This is a genomic window from Croceivirga thetidis, assembly GCF_012272815.1.
In the GTDB taxonomy this organism is placed as follows: domain Bacteria; phylum Bacteroidota; class Bacteroidia; order Flavobacteriales; family Flavobacteriaceae; genus Croceivirga; species Croceivirga thetidis.
Window position 1 is genome coordinate 1,504,172 of record NZ_JAAWWL010000002.1, and the last position, 20,448, is coordinate 1,524,619.

A 20,448-nucleotide genomic window follows, 5' to 3' on the forward strand; every position below is an offset into this window, starting at 1 on the left:
GTTTTAGTGCTTAATTATAATTTAAAAAGTGAATATCCAAGGCCAATACCCAACCACATCCTATTCTGATAGTCCCATTCATCTCTCGATTGGCCTCTTGCATGATCTAGACCAACAAAAACTCCAAAATTAAAATTGTCAATGGCATACATAATTCCACCTCCTAGAGTTAGGGCGCCTACCGTTCGATTAATATCTGTATCAAGATTCGGATTTAAACTTCTGGCATTATTTGTATTAGCATTATTCAAGGCGACTGGAGTAAAACCTAAAATAAAACTTCCTGTTAACTTCCAAGTAGTCGTTTTAAATTCATTCCCTTTTGAAGGTCTAGCGAATCTGGTATTACCGTAAGAAAGTCCAAATGCAGCATTTATATTAAAGTTTGCTGAAAATTCCTCAATTCGTTTGAACTCTGAATTCCCAGTGGCAGCAATAGGAACATTAGTTCTCTTGGTCCTATATTTTATGGGAATGACAATAGGATTAAAGCTAACCTCCCAAAAGCCAAGCCACTCATGATTAAATGGTTCAATATTTATAACATAATCATTGTTATCAGCTCGTGCATCTGAAATAAACTTCCATTTCTCATTATTTATAAAAAGACTTGAAATGTTGGATTTTGTAGAGTCGAGTTTATTGTTTATTATTTTTTCAGCCCGTGATGTTTCGGTATTTTTTGAATTATTTAATTTTTGATTCCTAATTCTTCGTGGCAATTTTGGTATGGCTTTTAAAGTTCCATTTTTTTGAGTTTCAATGTAAAAGTTTCTTCTTCCATTCCAATCAGCTTCGGTTTGAGCAGGCCAGCTGTTCATTTTCAAGTATGGAATATCTATTAATAGTGTATCGTAAAGTGTGAGATTACCCTTTTCTATTTTCTTAACCGCAATTTTTCCTAGAAGAGGATTCATGGATTTTATTAGTGCTTTTTTTTCCTTTTCTGTTAAAGAATCAAATCTAAGTTTGGTTATTACCTTAACATCATTGGCCTTTAAACGATATACCCGCTTGTATTGTTCTTGTCCGAAGGCGGCAATTACAAACTGTAAACAAAAAATTAATGACAGAATTCTAAAAGCTTTCATTACCTCAATTTGTATATAGTTACCATTAGGTGGTTATTCAATAAATTTCATAATACCAAAAATGATGTGTAGTTTGCTTCTAAGCAATACCCATTTTTGGGGATTTTCTCAAAACTCATACTTCTTTTCCACTGCATAGCGTAACAACTCCCCTGCTCCGCTTAAACCTAGCTTGCGAATCATGTTTTTTCGGTGGGTATCAACGGTGCTTTTACCAATAAATAATTCATCTGCAATTTGGTGCGAAGTATGGCCCTTGGCAATCAATTGCAAAATTTCTCGCTCTCGAGTAGAAAGAACACTTTTAGAGCTGTTTTTCTCGGCCTCTTGGACTACGATTTTTTTGTCATAATATGTCTTGCCAGAGGCGACGGTGCGAATCGCTTCTAAAACTACATCTAGGCTGCTGTTTTTAATAATATAACCTTGAGCTCCGGCAGCTAACATCTGTTTTACCGCACCTTCTTGGTCAAACATAGTAAAGGCAACCACCTTGGTATGCGGTAACTCTTTCAAAATGGTTTTGGTGGCTTCAATACCATCGAGTTTGGGCATTCGAATATCACATAGCACTACTTTTGGTTGCTTTAGGCGTACCAATTTGAGTAATTCTTCACCATCATTGGCTTGGCCAATTACCTTGATGTCCTCTTCGTATTTTACATAGGATTTGATACCATCAATTAAGGCTTGGTGGTCTTCGGCTATTGCAACGGTTATCATACAGGAATATCGATTAAAATGGAGGTACCCTTACCCATAACACTGTCAACCGTAAAGCTACCTTCCAAATGTTCCACACGTTTTTCAATATTCGTTAAACCCATACCAGATTTGGCAAGATTTAATTTTGACCTGTCAAAACCTTTGCCATTATCTTCAACAATGATATTTAAATTGTCTTCATATTGGGTCAGTTGAATAGTTACCTTTGTTGCCTCTGCGTGTTTAATAGCATTGGCCACCAATTCTTGTACCATACGAAATATGGAAAGCTCCAAAGAGTTCTCCAGGCGTTCGCCTAAACCAAAATCTTCAACCGAAACTTCCAACGCATTTGTTTCTGTAATAGTTTTTGCCATTTTCTGAATGGCAGCCAACAAACCTTGGTCACTCATTACACCTGAGTTTTTGCTATGTGCCATTCCACGGATTTTTTGATAGGCCTCATCTAGTAGTTTTTGGGCATTTTTAAGCGCAGGGTCTTTTCTGCTAATTTTCGCATTGTCGAAGTGCAGTTTAATTGTCGCCATAAGACTGCCTAAATCATCGTGGAGTTCTCCAGCAACCTTTTGGCGTTCTTTTTCTTGGCCGGCAATCATAGCATCAATGCTTACCAATTCTTGATCTTTTAAAAGATTTTCGACACGTTGTTGCTTAAGTACTGCTTCTTGTTCTGCCAGTTGGCGTTTTTTCGTGGTGTTTTTTTGAAGGAATACAGCTGTAATCGAACCGATGACCAATAATGAAATAGCAATAATCAAATAATTCTGGTTTGTCTTTCTTCTATTATCAAGACGAAGCTTATCGTTTTTTAATTTTTCGGTTTCATTCTCGATAGATAAAAGACTTGATTCTAAAGAGTTTTTTTTTGCATCCCATTTATACTCGCTTTTAATAGACTTATCCAAATAATAGTATGCAGAATCGAACCGTTCAGATTTGTTAAAAATCCATGAAGCTAATCGTTCGTCGTAATAATTATCCCTTGGTCCAACTGAATATTTCTTCGATTCATTTAAATAAATTAAAGCTGAATCTAATTCTGACTTTAAATAAAATATACTTGAAAGTTGCCAAAAAGTAGTGGCATATTTTTTACGCTGAAACTTCTTGTCAAACAAACTATTTGCCTTGTGCATATAAATTAACGAGTTCTCGAAGTCACTTTTCAACTTTGCTTGGATTGCCTTACTATAATAGTATTCTGCTTTCCACAGATTATTTTCTGGGACCCTAGCAAATAATGAATCTAGTTTAGTTAATCTTTCAATTCTTTCGGCTTTATAATTTAAATTGGAATCTTCCTTTGAATTTAGATCAACTTCAAATAAAGCGATTACCAATGCATCGGTAAAATCGGACTCTACTTCTTTTAAATGATTTAAATATGGAGTATACTTTTCTTTGTCAAGAAAAATTTCCTGTTTAAGTAGTTCCAACATGCTAATCAAAGAGAACTTTAAGCACTCTTTCAGTTCTAAATCATCTGCAAGTTTTATGGCTTTTGAAAAGTTCTGATATGCAATCAGTTTTGTTTCCGATGGGTCATTTACATTCTGATATCCTTCAATTAAGTAATATATAAAGTCATCCTTACTACCTTTAATTTTATTGTCATTTTTAATATTGAGACTTTTACCTGAATAGGTAAGAATAAATTTTTCAACTAATTTGTTTTCATCCCAATTCTGCGGTGTTTCAATCATAAAATTGAGGACCTTTTTATCCTTTCTTTTTAAAGCACGGAAAAGGTCTTCAATAGAAAATTCGTTTTTTCGAGAATTATATTCTTCTGAGGGTAAAGCTGCATTTAAAAAATGCAGCTTACAAAAGATTAGAATTAAAGGAATTATTTTGTTCACACGGAACCAAATTAAAAAGTTGTCTTATCCAAAAGGTTTTAATTCATTTCCTTAGAGCAATATAAGTGAAGTAATTTTACACACCCCCGACGCTGCGGTCTCCATGTGTGGATCATCGTGCACTATTTCTTCAATTTTAGTATCCATTCTTTCTCTTGGAGAAATCGCGGCACCATCACGTTCATAAAACTCACTATCAAGACAATGATTAAATAAATGTTGCGTCAAAGGATCCCCACTTTGATAAAAGCTATGAAGTTGCCTATTCACATCCATTTCAACAATATTTGTTAAATCTGCGTCTTCACAATCAACAGTAAGCTCCTTACCATTGCCATGAACCCCATAGAATGCGGAAAGATGTAATGTCAACTTTGCCTTGCCACCATCCAATTCAAAGGAAGTTCTTGTAGCATCTAATAAGCCGAGATTATATAAGCCCTTATAGTTTACCAAAGTTAATTTCATAGATTTCAGCAAACTTCCGTTAAATTCCAACTTGGCACTAACAGCGAAAAAAGTTCCATATAACTGACTTGCATAAATTACTTGGTGATTCGTGGAATCACTCTTGTTGAGGTTCAATTTAAATGGAGTAACGTCTTTAAGAATTTCTAAACTCATAGTTAAATTAGTTTTTTGGTTTTGTCAAATTTGATTTTAATAATGAAACAAATAAATCCCCATTCCTAGGGATTTTTTACCAATGCAGAAAGAAGATATGTAAGGAAAGAAATGGTTAGCTGTAAAAAGATAGCTACCAAGTTTGATTTTAACAAATCATCCTCAGTAATTCTCTTAAATTTCAAAGAATTCTGTAAGAAAAAAAGTATTCTTAATCCTTTTCTTACACTATTTCAATCAAAATACCCAGAAGTAGGTATAGTCCAACCTGCCTACCCATTTTACATTTGTTGTATCATTTGAGTTAGTTAGTTGGAGGGTTAGCACAAAACACTAACCTAAAATTTCAAGCCCTTTAGTAGTAATCAAGATTGTCTTGGGGGAGGCAGTTGCGATGAATCCAAAGGGCTTGAATTTTGTTACTTTGTAGTGTGCTTTATACCATCATCGACATTGAGACCACGGGCAACGGCCTTAAGGGCAATAAAATCACTGAGATTTCCATTTTTAAATTTGATGGAGAACAAGTAGTTGATGAGTTTACCTCATTGGTAAATCCCCAATGTCCTATTCCATTTTTTATCACCGGGCTAACCGGTATCGATGACCAAACCGTGGCCAAGGCGCCCATCTTTGAAGAAATTGCTCCTAAGGTTTTAGAGCTAACCGAAGACTGCATTTTTGTGGCCCATGCCGTGAATTTTGATTATGGGGTTATTAAAGAAGAGTTTCGCCAATTGGGTGTAGACTTCGTTCGCAAAAAATTGTGCACGGTGCGCTTATCCCGAAAATTGATTCCTGGCTTACGGTCCTACAGTTTGGGTAAATTGTGTTCGGCCATCAACATCCCCATTACCGACCGCCATCGCGCCCGAGGTGATGCCCATGCCACCGTCTTGTTATTTCAACAACTCTTGCAAAAACCAGACTCCGAAAAAGTCATTGCCACCTTTCTCAATGCCCGCAGTCAAGAGGCTACCTTACCTCCGAACTTGGATAGGGCTGTCATCAATGGCCTTCCCAATCAACCCGGAGTGTATTATTTCTATGGTAAAAACCAGGAAATCATTTATGTCGGTAAAGCTAAAAACCTAAAAAAACGGGTACTTGGGCATTTTTACGATAAATCAGAGCACGAAATTCGGCTTTGTAGAGAAATTGAACATATTGAATATACACTCTCTGGCAGTGAAATCATTGCCCTATTGATGGAATCGGCAGCTATTAAAAAAAACTGGCCTAAATACAATCGCGCACAGAAACGACGGGTCAAGCAATACGGCATTTTCAGTTATGAAGACCGCCGGGGACTTATCCATCTAGGGTACGGCCCACTTTCAAAAACCACTTCGCCTCTTCAGGTTTTTAATTCAGTAACCGATTGTCGTGCCTTTTTGACTTCGGTTTGCAATGCGTATTCCTTATGCCCGAAATACTGCCAGTTGTTGGATTCCAAAATCGAATGTTCTAAGAACATGGTTTTTGAATGCTCAGGTGTTTGCGAAAACAAAGAGTCAGTTCAAGATTACAATGAGCGGGCAGCTCAGGCACTTTTAGCCCTTCGTAAAAAAGAGGAAACCCTGTTTTTAAAAGAAAAAGGCCGTACCCCAGAGGAAGATGCCATTCTGTACTTGAAAGACGGCCAATACATGGGTTATGGGTTTGTACCAAAAACGGCCACAATTTCAACTGATGCCGATTTGGAACCTTTTATCGAATTGCAAACAAATACTCGTGAAACCCAGTTGTTGGTCGAATCGTACTTACAGAAAAGTGCTGTTGTGATTTAACCGCATTAAATGCGTAAATTACTTTAATCAACCAAATAGCTTATGCTTTTTAAAAATTCAAAACCTTATATAGGCTTTGACGACAGACCATTGATTGTGGCAGGAGTCATAATCAACTCTCTCGTAGCCATATCTATCTTTTACCAAGGTGCAATTTTTAAAGTTGACTTTAACGTGTTTCTATACAAAGGACTTGAGTACCTGATAGTGGTTTCGGTAATTTGGATTGTTCTCAGAAATATATTTCTCTACAATAAAATTCGATTTCCTGGCCCAAAAAACAGAAGAAAAAGGTGGCTTTACTTACCAATACTAATAGTACCTTTTCTAGTCATCATCTATTTATACGTTTATCACATTCAACCTCTATTTCATTTTGTGATGCCTGGTTACCAAAACCCATCGCTAGCCCGAATACTAATGACCGGTTTCACCATTCTTGTTATAGATGTAGCCGTCTACACCATTCTCATCTACATCTATGAGCTCAACAGTGCAAAGATCATGGAAGAAAGCTTAAAAAAGGAAAACGCCATAAGCGAATTAAAGGCATTAAAAAATCAACTAAGTCCCCACTTTCTTTCGAATAGCTTGACGACCTTGCTTTTTCTTATTGATTACGATACCGAGAAGAGCAAGGAGTTTGCGTTGAATCTGGCCTCGGTCTACAATAAACTTTTAGATTTCTCGGATAAAGATTTGATTTCAATCAAAGATGAAATGGCCTACATCGCAGAATATACCGAACTGTTGCATAGTAGGTTTGACCCCAACCTCAACATCGAAATCGATTTACCAGACAGCATCTACCAAAAGAAAATTGTGCCCTTGTCCCTTCAGGTCGGCGTTGAAAATGCAGTAAAACACAATGTGGTTTCTAAATTGAAGCCTTTGAAAATATCCATTACCAAAAACGGCCAACATATCTTGATTACAAATAATTTTCAACCAAAAGGTAGTGTATCCGACCGTAATGGAATCGGAATTAGCAACCTTAAAAAAAGGTATCAGTTGTTAACAGAAAAAGAACTTTTAATTGAGAAAAGTGACGAAAGCTTCATACTTAAAATCCCAATAATTGAGCTTACCTAAAGCACTCATATTGGTATTTTGAAGGTGTCCAAAAGCTAATAAATTCAACTTGAATCCAACCTACATGTAGAGTCAGAAAATATGCATATTCGATAAATGCTTAAATTACGATAACTAAACTGATCTGACTGCATGTTATTTAAAAATCAAAAGCCAATCCTTGGCTTTGATGACCGTTTATTGGTTATAATCGGCGTATTGCTGAATACCCATACGGTAATGGCAATATATTACACTTCGGCCTTTTTCACGATACCTTTTAAACCATACATTACCCGATGGTTCGGAGAGTTTCTAGTAGTACTTGCCCTCTGGCTGGTCATACGATGGTTATATCTCGTATTACTAAAAAAATCTCCAGGCCTTAAAAATCAAAAAAAACGGTTCTTAATTATTCCGCTGTTATTGATTCCGTATTTCATTATTTCTTTCTTCTACATTTATCTTGTACAACCATATTTTAGTTGGGAATATGAACAATTCACTGAGCCATTGGTGGCTGTGCAAATCATAACTGGCATAATTACCTTTTTTGTTGATATTGGTGTTTATGAAGGATTGCATTTGTTTGTCGAGTTGAAGGACACTCACATTAAAGAAGAAAAACTTTTAAAGGAAAAGTCCAGCGCCGAATTGATGGTCTTTAAAAATCAAATGGACCCACACTTCCTTTTTAATTCCTTGACCACCATCTTACATTTAATCGACACTGATAGTGAAAGGGCTAAGAAGTACGTCTACAAACTTTCTGAAGTTTATAAAGGATTACTGCAAAACAATAGTCAAAATTTAATTGAACTCAAGGAAGAGATTTACAGTACAAAAGTATATTCAGAACTGGTAAACGAACGTTTTGGAAACAATTTAAACGTAGATTTTGAAGTTAGTAAGGAAGACTTAAAACGGATGATTGTACCTTTTTCCTTACAGGTAGCTGTAGAAAATGCTATCAAGCATAATGTAATTTCAAACAAAAAGCCACTCACGATTAGAGTATTTACTGATAATGAGTATCTTATCGTTGAAAACAGTCTTCAACTAAAAAAACTGGATAAAAATCAGGAGGGTTTTGGGTTGAAAAATATTTCGGAACAATATAAATTGCTCTCGGATAAAGCAATCATAGTTGAAGAGAATCAGAATACTTTTGTGCTGAAGCTTCCTCTATTGGGGACGAAGACAAAGAAAAGGAGAAAAGTATTGGCCAATCGATAAATGTCAAAATTGCGTATGAATCGACCGCTAAAATTAGTGTTGGTAGAGGACGAACCTGTATCCAACGCCTATTTAAGAAAGCAACTTAAATCAACCGATATTCCATTTGAGATAATCAAAGAACTGGATAGTGTTTCAGATGCCGTACTCTTTTTTGAAAGTGCTCCGGAAATTGATTTAATATTCATGGACATTCATCTAGGCGATGGCAATTGTTTCGACTTGTTGAGCGAAGTGGAGTTGAAAACACCGATTATCTTTTGTACCACCTACGACAATTATGCCATCAAGGCCTTTAAATACAACAGCATTGATTATTTGTTAAAGCCAACCAATAGCGAGGATGTAAAAAATGCGCTCGAGAAGTTTCTTGAAATTCGCAGGGAAGACGAGGATTCTTACTTGGCACGAATCGATTCGATGATGAAGTCGTTAAAAGAACCACGCTACAAAAAACGGTTTTTGATTCGGAAAAACAACCACCAAGAAATTGTCGACATCATTGATGTTATCTGTTTCTATTCTGAAGATGGCCAAAGCTATTTGGCCCATCGCAATGGTGAACTATTCGCAATTGATTTTACACTGGAACGACTGGAAGATTTGATTGACCCCAATGTATTTTTCAGAATCAATAGAAAGGCCATGATCAACATTGATGCCATTAAATCGGTCGAAGACTATTTCAACAGTAGACTTAAGGTCTTTTTGGTAAATGACATGGATTTTGACCTTTTGGTAAGTCGTAACCGCGTAAAGGAATTTAAGGGTTGGTTAAAGGGCCTAGGGTAGGCTATTTTTTCTTCATTTTACGGTACATACGAGCAACAAATACCAACCAAATAACAAATATTAGGGAGACTAAAATCGAGTACACTAAGATAAATTCCATTAATCTCTATGCTTAAGGTAATTCATAAAACCTAAAATGGTCGGTGCCCAGAACGCGATAAAAATGGCGTCCATCTTGTTTCCTCTTAGGAAAAGTACTTCAGAGACGATGATGATTGAAACCACCACCAGGAGTAATACGCAATTCATCACCCCTACTCTTTCAATAAAATCTTTGAACATTTAGTGCTACTCGTAATAACTTTTACTCAAATATAGCCAATAAATAGGTTCAAATGTTAAAAAAATTGTGATTTTTTTAACGGTTTTGTTTAATGTTTCAGTAAAAAGCCCTCTTCAATAAAAAGAGGGCCTTTCTTAGCAAAAAACCAAACCAACTAGAAATCGAAGGTTTTTAAAATTGGGCAGTCTCTGTGCTACCTTTCATAGCTACAGTACTTGCCGTTCCTGAAGTGACAATATTTTGAACACTGTCAAAATAAGAGGTTCCGACAAAGCCCTGATGTTTCACGGCATTGAAGCCATCTTTTTGCAGTGCAAATTCACGTTGCTGCAATTCTGAATAACCGGCCATACCCCTTTCCTTATAAGATTTTGACAACTCGAACATACTGGTATTCAAAGCATGGAATCCTGCAAGGGTAATAAACTGGAATTTATACCCCATAGCTGCCAATTCCTCGCGGAATGTTTCCATTTCCTTCTCTGATAATTTTGCTGCCCAATTGAAGGACGGGGAGCAGTTATAGGCCAACATTTTGTTGGGATAAACCGCATGAATGGCTTCAGCAAATTTTCGCGCCTCGGTCAAATCAGGGGTGGAAGTCTCCAACCAGATCAAGTCGGCAAAGGGTGCGTAACTCAATCCTCTATCAATACCCTGCTCCAATCCATTTTTGACATAAAAGAACCCTTCAGGGGAACGCTCCCCAGTGATGAACTTATGGTCTCTTTCATCAATATCACTGGTCAACAGATTGGCTGCATCGGCATCAGTTCTAGCTATGATTACGGTGGGTACGCCCATAACATCAGAAGCCAAACGTGCAGCAACGAGCTTATTCACCGCCTCTTGAGTCGGCACCAATACCTTTCCACCTAAATGCCCACATTTTTTAGCAGAACTCAATTGGTCTTCAAAATGAACCCCTGCCGCTCCACTCTCAATCATGGATTTCATTAGTTCAAAGGCATTTAAATTACCCCCGAAGCCTGCCTCTGCATCGGCAACAATTGGTACCAAATAGTCCTTTTTATTTTCGTCTTTGTTTACGGACTGTATCTGATCTCTACGCAATAATGCATTATTAATCCGTTTGACCACCATAGGAACACTATTCGCAGGATACAAGGATTGGTCAGGATACATCTCACCGGCTAAATTGGCATCAGCAGCCACTTGCCACCCACTAAGATAAATAGCTTCCAGACCAGCCTCTACCTCTTGAATGGCTTGGTTGCCTGTCAGGGCTCCCAAACCAGCTACAAAATCTTGACTTTTCAATTGCTTCCATAGCTTTTCAGCGCCCATTTTTGCAATTGAATATTCGATGTTATAGGAGCCTCTCAAGGTGACCACTTCTTCTGCAGTATACGGTCTTTCAATACCTTTCCACCTAGGGTTTACCGTCCAATCGGAAACCAATTCTTGAATTTTCTCCTTTTTTTCCATACTATTGAATTTTAGAAATTTAATTTCATCCCAAGTTATGTTCGCCCATGCTTGGGATTTTTTGTTAATGATTATTTGTAAAGCGTAGCTTAATTAGATTTGTTGATAAGCGTCAAGGGTTAAAAACTCCTTGAATTCCCTGTCGGTCACTAGTTGATGAAACAACTCAAAGGCCTTTTCGAATTGGGTGTTTCGCATATTGCCCTCTCCAACAAGGTGACGTATTTTCTCGGTTTCTTCATTAAAGAACCTTTGGTATAAATCATTGGTAAAACGGCGTTGGTCATCAAGTAAAACTTCATATTTACGCCATTGCCAAACCTGGGTTCTTGAAATCTCGGCCGTCGCCGCATCTTCCATTAAATTATATAGTGCCACGCAACCATTTCCGCGCAACCAGGCCTCTAAATAAAGAATACCCACATTGATGTTTTTTCGAATCCCTTCTTCGGTAATCGTTCCTTCGGGAATAGAAATCAAATCCTCTTCAGAAATAGCATCGTTCTCTCGCATCACGTCAAGCTGATTTTCTTCTTGCATGTATTTATCAAATACCGTTTTTGCAATTTGAACCAATGCAGGATGTGCGACCCAAGTGCCATCATGTCCATTTTTGACCTCGCGTTCCTTATCCAACTTAACTTTCTCCAAGGCAGCTGCATTTGCCGTTGGATTATCTTTTATTGGAATTTGGGCAGCCATGCCGCCCATAGCATGAATACCTCTTTTGTGGCAGCGCTGAATAACCAGTCTGGAGTAGGCATCCATAAATGGTGCGGTCATCGTAACCTGATCTCTATTGGGCAAAATGAACTCCCTGTGGTTTCTGAATTTCTTGATGTAAGAGAAAATGTAATCCCATCGCCCACAATTTAAGCCCACAATGTGGTTCTTGAGTTCATATATGATCTCATCCAGCTGAAAGCTAGCTGTAATGGTTTCTATTAGTACCGTAGCTTTGAAAGTACCAACGGGAATACCCATGTATTCTTCAGTAAAGGTAAAGACCTCGTCCCACCATCTCGCCTCTAAATAGTGTTCCAATTTCGGAAGGTAGAAATAGGGTGCTGAACGTCTTGCACGGAGAACTTCAGTGTTATGGAATACATATAGTCCGAAGTCTATTAAACTACCTGATGCTTCCTTTCCATTGATAATCAAATGGCGTTCATTAAGGTGTAATCCCCTTGGTCGAACCAAGAGAACGGCCACCTCATTATTTAAGGAATAGGACTTGTCCTTCTTTGGGTCGTAATAACTTATCGTACGCTTATTGGCATCCAATAAGTTTTGTTGACCCTGCATGCAATTGTCCCAAGTAGGTGAATTGCTATCCTCAAAGTCGGCCATAAAGGTTTTGGCGCCTGAATTGAGAGCATTAATTACCATTTTGCGTTCCACCGGTCCGGTAATTTCCACTCTACGGTCTCTTAGGTCTTGAGGGATATAAGCCGCGTGCCAATCCTCATCCCTTGTAAATTTTGTTTCCTCTGGAAAGGAAGGAAATATACCCAAATCAAATCTAGACTGCTGCCTATCACGTTCTTCCAATAATTGTAGTCGTCCCTTATCGAAACGTGTGTGAAGCGCCACTAAAAACTCAAGGGCCTCATCGGTCAATAACTCAGGATAGTAATTTATTACCCCTTCTGAAAACTGTAGGTTCAACACCCGATTTAATAATTCCTCCATGACGTATTGTTTTGTTGTTACAAGATTAGATCAAAACCAAATACAAAACAAGCGAACGTTCGCTAAATTATACTATTTCGCTATTTTTATGAAATTCGCAAATAATCGTACTTTTGTTTGCGAAAAATGGAAGAGGACTATATCAAACTTGTTTTTGGGCTTAAACTCAAACAGCAACGACTTAAAAAAGAGCTATCGCTTTTTGGCCTTTCAAAACTGACAGGCCTTTCAAAATCGTATCTCAACGAAATCGAAAAGGGGAAGAAATATCCCAAGACTGATAAGATTGCCTTGCTTGCAGAGAAATTGGAAGTACCCTACGACAGTATGGTTTCCTTGAAGCTTGATAAGAACCTAGCCCCAGTAGGTGAATTGTTGCAATCAAAGATTTTAAAAGAGTTGCCCCTTGAGCTTTTCGGAGTAAAAGAGAGTGATTTAATTGATATCGTGGCCAACGCACCAACCAAGGTCAATGCCTTTATCAGTACCATCATAGAAATTGCCAAACACTACAACTTTGGCCGAGAAAGTTTTTACCTGGCTTCTGTACGTTCTTTTCAAGAAGCCAACAACAACTTTTTTCCTGATTTGGAAAAAGCAGTAATAGACTTCGCCAAGGGCTATCATATAGATTTAAAAAACTCAGTCTCTTCAAAGGAACTAGAAGAAATCCTTATTGAAGAATATGGTTATACCATAAACAATGAGGATTTACGGAAACATCAAGAGTTAGACAATCTTCGTTCCGTATTTATACCAAAGACGAAAACCCTTTTGATTGCAGGTCATATTGATGAGGCACAGCGCAGTTTTATCTATGCCAAAGAAATTGGTTATAATTTCTTGAAAATTACTGAAAGGCTCTACACGTTTACTTGGATTAAATTCGAGAATTTCGACCAAGTCCTCAATAATTTCTACGCTTCTTATTTTGCAGGGGCCTTATTGATTCCGCGTAAGTTGCTCAAAACACACATTGATAGATTTCTCGGGAAACCAAAATTCGATAAAACATTCTTAACCGGCATAAAGAACAATTACAATGCCTCTCCAGAATCGCTGTATCAGCGCTTAACGAATATTCTGCCCAACGATTATTTATTGGAAAATCTTTTCTTTCTTCGATTCAGTCATAAAGAAGACAGCGACCGGTTTGACATTACAAAGGAATTGCATTTAACGCATCAGCATTCACCCCATGGTAATGAAATAGATGAAAAATACTGTCGCCGATGGGTTTCCATTCGGGTGCTGCAAGAAATTTCGAAATCAAAGGTAGACCACCATATGGATGTTCAAATATCGCATTACCCCTCCGATGGACTTTCTTACCTTATAATGGCCTCAGCAACCAAAGACCCTTTTAAAGATGGCGAATACCGAAGCGTTAGTTTAGGACTTCTGATAAACGACCAACTTCGAAAAAAAGTAAAGTTTTTAGATGACCCAAAACTAAAAACCATTGATGTGGGTGTAACCTGTGAACGCTGTAATATAGAAAACTGCGAGGTACGACAGCGACCTCCTAAAATTTTATCAAAACTCGAAAAGAATCGAAAAACAGCTCAAGTCGTTAATAGTCTTTACGAAAAGTTCGGTTAAAACTGAGGGTGTAATTTCACCTTAAATACCTTAGGCTCATCTCCTAAATATTCAAATCCCTCGTGAAGTTTATGTTGTTCCACAGCATAGGGATAAAACGAAATTGGTTCAATACAAACCATGTTTCGTACTTCGGTCCAACACATGAAATTTCCGAAACCTTCAGTTGATATGGTTAGCTCTCTTTCGTCTACCAATGTGATTTCCTCACAATTGGCCACCTCAAAAGCTCGACTACCAACGGCCAAAACCTCATCCAACGAAATTTCTTTCTCAAATGTTTTAATTGTAGGATTTTCAGCTTGCAATTTAAAAGCTGGGTGATAGCCCAACATTAGTGGCATATCTCGTTCACCTGAAATTGTGAACGAAATTTCAAGGCCATCTGCAAGCAAGTTAAATCTTTTTTCAAATGAAAAACTAAAGGGCCATACCAGCCATTGCTTTGGAGATTTCTCAGGATACTTTGAATTTTTTATTGGTGTACCTGCCTTGTATTCCTTTTTAAATATCGCAGAAGTTGTAGTCTGCGCTATTAGCTCATATGGAAATTGCCGTAACAATCCGTGTTGGTCTTGAATGGCGGTGCCTCTTGAAACCTGAACTTGAAAACCTGCCTCATTGACTGGCCCAATGATTGGAAACATTTCAGTGTCGGCACTACCCCAACCAGGACTTCCTTTCTGGTGAATGTATTCATTGGCATTTACAACATAGCCCACAAGTTCACCTGCATCAATACGCGTCGTTTGGTTTTCTAAAACAAGTTCTACCATTTGTTAATTACCAAGATTTGATTAAAATATTTAAAAAAGTAATCTTATTCGATGTACCCCATTTTTCGCATCCAATCGTCGTTATACATCTTTCCGACATAGCGGCTACCGTGGTCATGAAAAAGAACGACGACAACATCATCTTCACCAAAATGTTCTTTTAATTGTAAAACTCCTTTGATTGCAGCACCAGCTGAGTTGCCCAAAAACATACCTTCTTCCTTGGATAAACGTTGGGTATAAACTGCGGCATCTTTGTCCGTAACCTTGGTAAAACCATCGATAATATCAAAGTTTACATTCTTCGGAAGTATATCTTCACCAATTCCTTCGGTCACATAGGGATAAATCTCCTTCTCATCAAAAATCCCTGTTTCATGGTATTTTTTGAAAACCGAACCATAGGTATCTACGCCCCAAACTTTTACGTTAGGGTTTTGCTCCTTTAAGTATTTACCAACCCCTGAGATGGTTCCGCCAGTTCCTACACCAACAACGAAGTGGGTAACCTTGCCATCGGTTTGTTCCCAAATTTCTGGCCCAGTACTTAAGTAATGACCTTTGGTGTTTGAAGGATTGTCATATTGGTTTACATACCATGCATTTGGTGTCTCCTCACCTAATCTTTTTGCAGTGGAATAGTAACTCCTTGGGTCTTCAGGGGCAACATCGGTCGGGCAAACATGAACCTCACTGCCTACCGCCTTTAGAATATCGACTTTCTCTTTGGATTGTTTGTCCGTGGTTACACAAATCATCTTATAGCCCTTAACAATTGCCGCTAGGGCCAAACCCATACCTGTATTACCTGAAGTACCTTCGACTATGGTACCACCTGGTTTGAGTCTTCCATCAGCTTCAGCGTCCTCAACCATTTGCAAGGCCATGCGATCCTTTACCGAATTTCCGGGATTAAAAGTTTCGTATTTAGCTAGGACCAAACAAGGTAGTTCAGCGGTAAGTTTGTTCAATTTCACCAAAGGGGTTTTACCGATTGTCCCCAATATATTTTCAGCGTATTCCATCACTGCAAATTTAATGCTTTGCTTATGGATAACTGACTTACTTCTATCTTAGATTCTCGTACTATTCAAACTTAATGGCCTTAACAGGAGCAATTTTTGAAATGGCATAGGATGGCACCAGTAACATTAACGTACACAGCATCAAAACACCCAGATTCAGTACTATAATTGTTGGCACATTTACTTGCATGGGTATGTATTCAATGTAATACTCTTCTGGGTTGGGAAATTTCAAAAAGCGATATTTTGATTGTAGAAAAATCAAACCCAATCCGATTATGTTTCCCCAGAACAACCCCAATGAAATAAGGTAAGCCCCGTTGTAAATGAAAACTTTTCGAATACTCCAATTTGAAGAACCTAATGCTTTTAGAACCCCAATCATCTGTGTGCGCTCAAGAATCAGCACAAGCAATGCCGTTATCATATTGATGCCACCAACGATAATCATAATTCCGATAATTAGGGCGATATTGAAATCAAAGAGTCCAATCCATTCAAAAATTTGGTAATACTCCGATTTGATATTTCGAGTATCAAGATTTGATTGGGTCTTGCCATAAATCTCATTTGATTTAGCTTCCAAATCATCAAAATCCTCTAAAAAAACTTCGAAATGCCCTACTTCCGTGGACTCCCATTTGTTCATTCGTTGAATGTGCCGAAGATCAACGAAAATGATATCCCTATCAAACTCTTCAAAACCGCTATCATAAATGCCCACCACTTTAAACCTCCTATTGTTTGGGAGCTTATTTGGGTCGTTATCCTTTAGAAAAACAGCATAGAATGAATCGCCAACACCTAGCTGAAGTAAATTGGCCTTAAGACTTGAAATTAAAACCTCATCATTCAAATCCCCTGAAAAATTCGGCAACGCACCTTCAACCAAAAAATCTTCGAAATACCTCCAGTTATAATCCGTTCCCACTCCCTTTGCAAGCATACCTTCAAAAGTATCTTCGGTACGTATAATTCCGCCTTTGGTTGCGACTGCCTGAATACGCTCAATACCTTCAACATCAGGAAATTCCGGATAAAAATCTTGTGTTATGGGCAGTGGAACTGTTGAAACATCTGAATTGTTATTGTCATAATTCTGTATCTGAATATGACCATTGAAGGCCGCAACCTTCTCCCGTATTTTTTCTTTAAGTCCAACCCCTGATGCAATTGCTATAAGCATCATCACAAGACCAATAGCAATGGCGGCAATGGCGATTTTAAGGATTGGAGCAGAAATACTACTTTTAGTTTCACCACCTTTAATCAATCGCTTAGCGATAAAATACTCTAAGTTCAACTGATGTCGATTTTTTCTGTTTTCAAATGTACTGTTTTAAGCCTAGGTATTTGTTTGGCTTCTTGTATACCGCAACCCAAGGCAAATCCCAATGATCAAATTTCAAATTCCAAAGCAGAAAAAAAGGATGTTGTTGTTGGAGCAAACCGCACAACTTCTTACGTACCACTTATTAAGAACAAAAGAGTGGGTATCGTTGCCAATCAAACATCGGTAATCTTCAAAACATCAGGTGAAAATTCAACATACGTTCATCTTGTTGATTCCTTGCTTTCTTTGAACATGGACATAAAAAAAGTTTTCGCTCCCGAACATGGTTTTCGAGGCCAAGCTGATGCCGGAGAAACCGTCAATGATGGGTTGGATGAAAAAACAGGATTACCAATACGCTCACTTCATGGTAAAAACAGAAAGCCAACTGCCGAACAACTTCGTGATTTAGATGTAATACTTTTTGACATTCAAGATGTTGGTGTTCGATTTTACACCTATATCGCCACATTGCAATTGGTTATGGAAGCTGCTGCCGAAGCAGATATTCCGGTTGTTGTTTTAGATAGACCAAACCCTAACGCTCATTATGTAGACGGACCAACAATGGAAGCTGAACACACTTCATTTTTAGGAATGACAGAGATTCCATTGGTTTACGGCATGACGATTGGGGAGTATGCAAAAATGCTGAATGAAGAAGGTTGGCTTGGAGCAGACCTCAAAGTGGAATTGAACATAATCGAATTGGAGAACTACACTCATAGTTCTTTTTATTCATTACCAATTCGACCCTCCCCTAATTTGCCGAACGACACGGCTATTAACTTATATCCTAGTCTGGGACTTTTTGAAGGAACCAATATCAATGCCGGGCGTGGCACGGAATTTCAATTTCAACGCTATGGTGCCTCTTTTCTTGATAGTACCCAATACGATTTCAACTACTGGCCCAAACCCAATTTTGGCAGCAAATACCCAAAAGAAGAGGGGAAAAAAGTTTTTGGAAAAGATCTTTCGAAACACCCCAAAATGAGTTCGTTTTCTTTAAAATGGGTCATGGATGCCTACCGAAACTCGATTGACAAATCGAAATTTTTTAATACTTCGGGATTTACAAGGCACGCAGGAAATGAAAGACTACAGCAACAAATCGAAGCGGGTCTTTCAGAACAAGAGATCAAAGCTACTTGGCAAGAAGATTTAGAGGCTTTTAAAAAGATTCGGAAGAATTACCTTATCTACGATTGACCGGTTGTAGGCTTGCGGTATTTATGAAAAGGTTGTTTCAGCAAACCTAAAATACTTGCATTTTCCTTCTCATCAGGAAAAGTATCTACCCCATAAGTGATTTTTTCAGGTTCGAGTTCCATGTAAGTGCCAAAAAGTCTATCCCAAATGGAAAAAATGTTCCCATAATTGCTATCTGTATAGGGGAGCACGTAATGATGATGTACTTTATGCATATCGGGTGAAACAATAACCCAACTTAAGGCCTTATCTAGTTTTCTTGGCAGCTGAATATTGGCGTGATTAAATTGTGACAGCACCACTGATAAACTTTGATAAAGCATTATGATTCCTATTGGTGCCCCAACCACAAAAACCCCAATTAGTGTAAAGGTGTAACGAATCAGACTCTCCAAAGGATGATGCCGATTAGCCGTTGTGGTATCAACATTATGGTCGGTATGATGCACAAGGTGTACCATCCATAATGGCTTTACCTTATGCTCAACTAAATGTGCCGTGTAAGCCCCTATCAAATCCAATAACAGCACACCCAAAACCACATATAACCAAAGTGGCATTTCTGGCAGCCAGTTTATTATACCAAACTCGTTTGCAACCGTCCAATCCGAAGTACTTAACAATAAAAATGCCAACGGAAAATTTACAATAATGGTTGTCAGCGTAAAAAAGAAATTGGGAATAGCGTGCTTCCACTTTTTATAGCGAACATTGAACAAGGGTACAATACCTTCTAAAATCCAAAAAAAGGTAATTCCTCCGACTAAAATGAGTGCACGTGGTATTGGTCCAATTGTTTCAAAAAACTGCATTATCGCTTCCATAGCTTAAAAATACAAATTACAGATGCTATAAAGCAATGCGATTCTTCATCGCTTCAACAATATTGTAGGCAGCCGGACAAATTTCCATGTTCTTCAAGGTCAAGTTCGAAATTTGATGGAATTTTTTTCTGTTGGTATGGGGATATTCACGGCAAGCTTTTGGGCGTACATCGTAAATCGAACAATAGTTATCAGCCCCTAGAAAGGAACATGGTACCGATTGTAAAACATGGTCGCCATCTTCATCAACTCGCAGGTAGGATTCGATAAACACGGAAGGTTTCATTCTAAAATGTTTGGCTATACGTTCAATATCAGCATTGGTAAAAAGCGGACCTGTGGTTTTACAACAATTGGCACATGTAAGGCAGTCCGTAACAGCGAACTCGGCTGAATGTAATTCTTGCATTACATAATCGAGGTTTTTCGGCGGCCTCTTTTTGAGTTTGGAAAAAAACTTTTTGTTTTCGTTTTTTTTCTCTGCAGCCTTTTGTGGCAGAGAATGTAGCTCATCTGTTGTCATTCTTTTAGCAGTAAGGATGCCGTTTGATAAAGGTCACGACTCCATAATTCAGAAACAGCCTGTATTTCTTCGGTCAGTGCCATTTGTTTTGAGGTCAAGGATAAACCAACATCAGAATCATAAAAGTCCTTTATTTCTGCCTTTTGGGATTCTGATAATTTGTCTTTATCCGTTACTAACTGTTTACCCGTCTCAGATGCGTAAAAGTTACTCATACCGCGTAATTCTTTTTCAGAAAAATTGTCAAGATAAACTGCGGTCAACATATCTTTAATTTCAAATATCGCTTTTGTCTTATTTCGTTCCAGATATAACCATCCATTGCTATTCTTATCAGATTTTGGAAATTGTCGCTCCATTAAATTTAGCAGTTCGTCATAGGCATCAGAATATTGTTTCGTCGAGCCATTGGCATCTAAATAAGAATTGACCAAATCAACCAATTCTGGGCTCTGCGCCTGCAAGTGAATGCCTGCCAATAACAGAAATACTGGAATTAATTTGACTAGTTTCATTTTGTTAGTGTTATTTGAGCTGTAA

The 20,448-nt window shown here is 38.0% G+C and carries 19 protein-coding genes; 6 read left to right on the top strand and 13 right to left on the bottom strand.

All coding sequences use genetic code 11. From position 1 onward, the window contains the following. Nucleotides 1–14: 14 nt before the first annotated feature. The 4 genes from HCU67_RS14435 to HCU67_RS14450 form a co-directional block, all read right to left on the bottom strand. Nucleotides 15–1,091, bottom strand: coding sequence for a hypothetical protein (locus HCU67_RS14435; RefSeq protein ID WP_168553298.1), 1,077 nt, complete (start codon nucleotides 1,089–1,091; stop codon nucleotides 15–17). A 108-nt stretch (nucleotides 1,092–1,199) separates the two neighbouring features. Next, on the bottom strand, nucleotides 1,200–1,814 hold the full coding sequence (locus HCU67_RS14440; protein ID WP_168553299.1) for a response regulator: 615 nt from the start codon (nucleotides 1,812–1,814) through the stop codon (nucleotides 1,200–1,202). Beyond that, entirely contained in the window at nucleotides 1,811–3,520 is a 1,710-nt protein-coding gene (locus tag HCU67_RS14445; RefSeq protein WP_210423719.1) for a sensor histidine kinase, read from the bottom strand. Before HCU67_RS14445 ends, HCU67_RS14440 begins: the two co-directional genes overlap by 4 nt. Nucleotides 3,521–3,727: 207 nt before the next feature. Beyond that, nucleotides 3,728–4,300 (bottom strand): hypothetical protein, encoded by a 573-nt coding sequence (locus HCU67_RS14450; RefSeq protein WP_168553301.1) that lies wholly within the window; start codon nucleotides 4,298–4,300, stop codon nucleotides 3,728–3,730. A 416-nt stretch (nucleotides 4,301–4,716) separates the two neighbouring features. Here HCU67_RS14450 and HCU67_RS14455 point away from each other — a divergent pair, with 416 nt between their 5' ends. The 4 genes from HCU67_RS14455 (at nucleotide 4,717) to HCU67_RS14470 (ending at nucleotide 9,189) form a co-directional block, all read left to right on the top strand. Beyond that, nucleotides 4,717–6,090 carry an exonuclease domain-containing protein gene (locus HCU67_RS14455; RefSeq protein ID WP_210423720.1) on the top strand — a complete coding sequence of 458 codons (1,374 nt, stop codon included), beginning with the start codon at nucleotides 4,717–4,719 and terminating at the stop codon, nucleotides 6,088–6,090. A gap of 42 nt (nucleotides 6,091–6,132) precedes the next feature. Then, a complete protein-coding gene (locus HCU67_RS14460; RefSeq protein ID WP_168553302.1) occupies nucleotides 6,133–7,182 on the top strand; it encodes a sensor histidine kinase in 1,050 nt (349 codons plus the stop codon). Nucleotides 7,183–7,314: 132 nt separating this feature from the next. Continuing rightward, entirely contained in the window at nucleotides 7,315–8,397 is a 1,083-nt protein-coding gene (locus HCU67_RS14465; RefSeq protein WP_168553303.1) for a sensor histidine kinase, read from the top strand. 15 nt (nucleotides 8,398–8,412) lie between these two features. Continuing rightward, nucleotides 8,413–9,189 (top strand): LytR/AlgR family response regulator transcription factor, encoded by a 777-nt coding sequence (locus HCU67_RS14470; protein ID WP_168553304.1) that lies wholly within the window; start codon nucleotides 8,413–8,415, stop codon nucleotides 9,187–9,189. 99 nt (nucleotides 9,190–9,288) lie between these two features. Here the strand turns inward: HCU67_RS14470 and HCU67_RS16540 are convergent, their stop codons facing one another. From HCU67_RS16540 to aceB, 3 genes are all read right to left on the bottom strand, one after another. Next, complete coding sequence (locus HCU67_RS16540) at nucleotides 9,289–9,438, bottom strand: hypothetical protein (protein WP_246865791.1); 150 nt, start codon at nucleotides 9,436–9,438, stop codon at nucleotides 9,289–9,291. Between the two features lie 205 nt (nucleotides 9,439–9,643). Continuing rightward, complete coding sequence (gene aceA, locus HCU67_RS14475; RefSeq protein ID WP_168553305.1) at nucleotides 9,644–10,921, bottom strand: isocitrate lyase; 1,278 nt, start codon at nucleotides 10,919–10,921, stop codon at nucleotides 9,644–9,646. A gap of 93 nt (nucleotides 10,922–11,014) precedes the next feature. Continuing rightward, nucleotides 11,015–12,613: a malate synthase A gene (aceB, locus tag HCU67_RS14480; RefSeq protein ID WP_168553306.1), complete on the bottom strand. Its 1,599-nt coding sequence runs from the start codon at nucleotides 12,611–12,613 to the stop codon at nucleotides 11,015–11,017. A gap of 126 nt (nucleotides 12,614–12,739) precedes the next feature. Between aceB and HCU67_RS14485 the strand changes: the two genes are divergently transcribed. Then, nucleotides 12,740–14,215, top strand: coding sequence for a helix-turn-helix domain-containing protein (locus HCU67_RS14485; RefSeq protein ID WP_168553307.1), 1,476 nt, complete (start codon nucleotides 12,740–12,742; stop codon nucleotides 14,213–14,215). Here HCU67_RS14485 and HCU67_RS14490 read toward each other — a convergent pair. The 3 genes from HCU67_RS14490 to HCU67_RS14500 all read right to left on the bottom strand — a co-directional run bounded on the left by HCU67_RS14490 (nucleotide 14,212) and on the right by HCU67_RS14500 (nucleotide 17,319). Next, nucleotides 14,212–14,991, bottom strand: coding sequence for an aldose epimerase family protein (locus HCU67_RS14490; RefSeq protein WP_168553308.1), 780 nt, complete (start codon nucleotides 14,989–14,991; stop codon nucleotides 14,212–14,214). The genes HCU67_RS14485 and HCU67_RS14490 overlap by 4 nt on opposite strands. Nucleotides 14,992–15,035: 44 nt before the next feature. Beyond that, entirely contained in the window at nucleotides 15,036–16,016 is a 981-nt protein-coding gene (locus HCU67_RS14495) for a PLP-dependent cysteine synthase family protein (RefSeq protein WP_168553309.1), read from the bottom strand. Nucleotides 16,017–16,077: 61 nt separating this feature from the next. Continuing rightward, the gene (locus HCU67_RS14500; RefSeq protein ID WP_168553310.1) at nucleotides 16,078–17,319 is read right to left on the bottom strand and encodes an ABC transporter permease; all 1,242 of its coding nucleotides are present in this window, start codon (nucleotides 17,317–17,319) and stop codon (nucleotides 16,078–16,080) included. A 3-nt stretch (nucleotides 17,320–17,322) separates the two neighbouring features. Here HCU67_RS14500 and HCU67_RS14505 point away from each other — a divergent pair, with 3 nt between their 5' ends. Further along, a complete protein-coding gene (locus HCU67_RS14505) occupies nucleotides 17,323–18,561 on the top strand; it encodes an exo-beta-N-acetylmuramidase NamZ family protein (protein ID WP_168553311.1) in 1,239 nt (412 codons plus the stop codon). Here the strand turns inward: HCU67_RS14505 and HCU67_RS14510 are convergent. The 3 genes from HCU67_RS14510 to HCU67_RS14520 are packed head-to-tail and all read right to left on the bottom strand — an operon-like array spanning nucleotide 18,552 to nucleotide 20,423. Then, nucleotides 18,552–19,385, bottom strand: a complete 834-nt coding sequence (locus HCU67_RS14510) for a sterol desaturase family protein (RefSeq protein WP_168553312.1) — start codon at nucleotides 19,383–19,385, stop codon at nucleotides 18,552–18,554. The genes HCU67_RS14505 and HCU67_RS14510 overlap by 10 nt on opposite strands. 25 nt (nucleotides 19,386–19,410) lie before the next feature. Beyond that, complete coding sequence (locus tag HCU67_RS14515; RefSeq protein WP_168553313.1) at nucleotides 19,411–19,908, bottom strand: YkgJ family cysteine cluster protein; 498 nt, start codon at nucleotides 19,906–19,908, stop codon at nucleotides 19,411–19,413. Then, nucleotides 19,905–20,423, bottom strand: a complete 519-nt coding sequence (locus HCU67_RS14520) for a DUF2059 domain-containing protein (RefSeq protein ID WP_168553314.1) — start codon at nucleotides 20,421–20,423, stop codon at nucleotides 19,905–19,907. The genes HCU67_RS14515 and HCU67_RS14520 overlap by 4 nt, the downstream gene beginning before the upstream one ends. Nucleotides 20,424–20,448 lie beyond the last annotated feature (25 nt).

Coding starts and splice junctions, on each gene's coding strand:
- HCU67_RS14435 (WP_168553298.1), bottom strand. CDS start 1,091: ATGAAAGCTTTTAGAATTCTGTCATTAATTTTTTGTTTACAGTTTGTA.
- HCU67_RS14440 (WP_168553299.1), bottom strand. CDS start 1,814: ATGATAACCGTTGCAATAGCCGAAGACCACCAAGCCTTAATTGATGGT.
- HCU67_RS14445 (WP_210423719.1), bottom strand. CDS start 3,520: ATGATTGAAACACCGCAGAATTGGGATGAAAACAAATTAGTTGAAAAA.
- HCU67_RS14450 (WP_168553301.1), bottom strand. CDS start 4,300: ATGAGTTTAGAAATTCTTAAAGACGTTACTCCATTTAAATTGAACCTC.
- HCU67_RS14460 (WP_168553302.1), top strand. CDS start 6,133: ATGCTTTTTAAAAATTCAAAACCTTATATAGGCTTTGACGACAGACCA.
- HCU67_RS14465 (WP_168553303.1), top strand. CDS start 7,315: ATGTTATTTAAAAATCAAAAGCCAATCCTTGGCTTTGATGACCGTTTA.
- HCU67_RS14470 (WP_168553304.1), top strand. CDS start 8,413: ATGAATCGACCGCTAAAATTAGTGTTGGTAGAGGACGAACCTGTATCC.
- HCU67_RS16540 (WP_246865791.1), bottom strand. CDS start 9,438: ATGAATTGCGTATTACTCCTGGTGGTGGTTTCAATCATCATCGTCTCT.
- aceA (WP_168553305.1), bottom strand. CDS start 10,921: ATGGAAAAAAAGGAGAAAATTCAAGAATTGGTTTCCGATTGGACGGTA.
- aceB (WP_168553306.1), bottom strand. CDS start 12,613: ATGGAGGAATTATTAAATCGGGTGTTGAACCTACAGTTTTCAGAAGGG.
- HCU67_RS14485 (WP_168553307.1), top strand. CDS start 12,740: ATGGAAGAGGACTATATCAAACTTGTTTTTGGGCTTAAACTCAAACAG.
- HCU67_RS14490 (WP_168553308.1), bottom strand. CDS start 14,991: ATGGTAGAACTTGTTTTAGAAAACCAAACGACGCGTATTGATGCAGGT.
- HCU67_RS14495 (WP_168553309.1), bottom strand. CDS start 16,016: ATGGAATACGCTGAAAATATATTGGGGACAATCGGTAAAACCCCTTTG.
- HCU67_RS14505 (WP_168553311.1), top strand. CDS start 17,323: ATGTCGATTTTTTCTGTTTTCAAATGTACTGTTTTAAGCCTAGGTATT.
- HCU67_RS14510 (WP_168553312.1), bottom strand. CDS start 19,385: ATGGAAGCGATAATGCAGTTTTTTGAAACAATTGGACCAATACCACGT.
- HCU67_RS14515 (WP_168553313.1), bottom strand. CDS start 19,908: ATGACAACAGATGAGCTACATTCTCTGCCACAAAAGGCTGCAGAGAAA.
- HCU67_RS14520 (WP_168553314.1), bottom strand. CDS start 20,423: ATGAAACTAGTCAAATTAATTCCAGTATTTCTGTTATTGGCAGGCATT.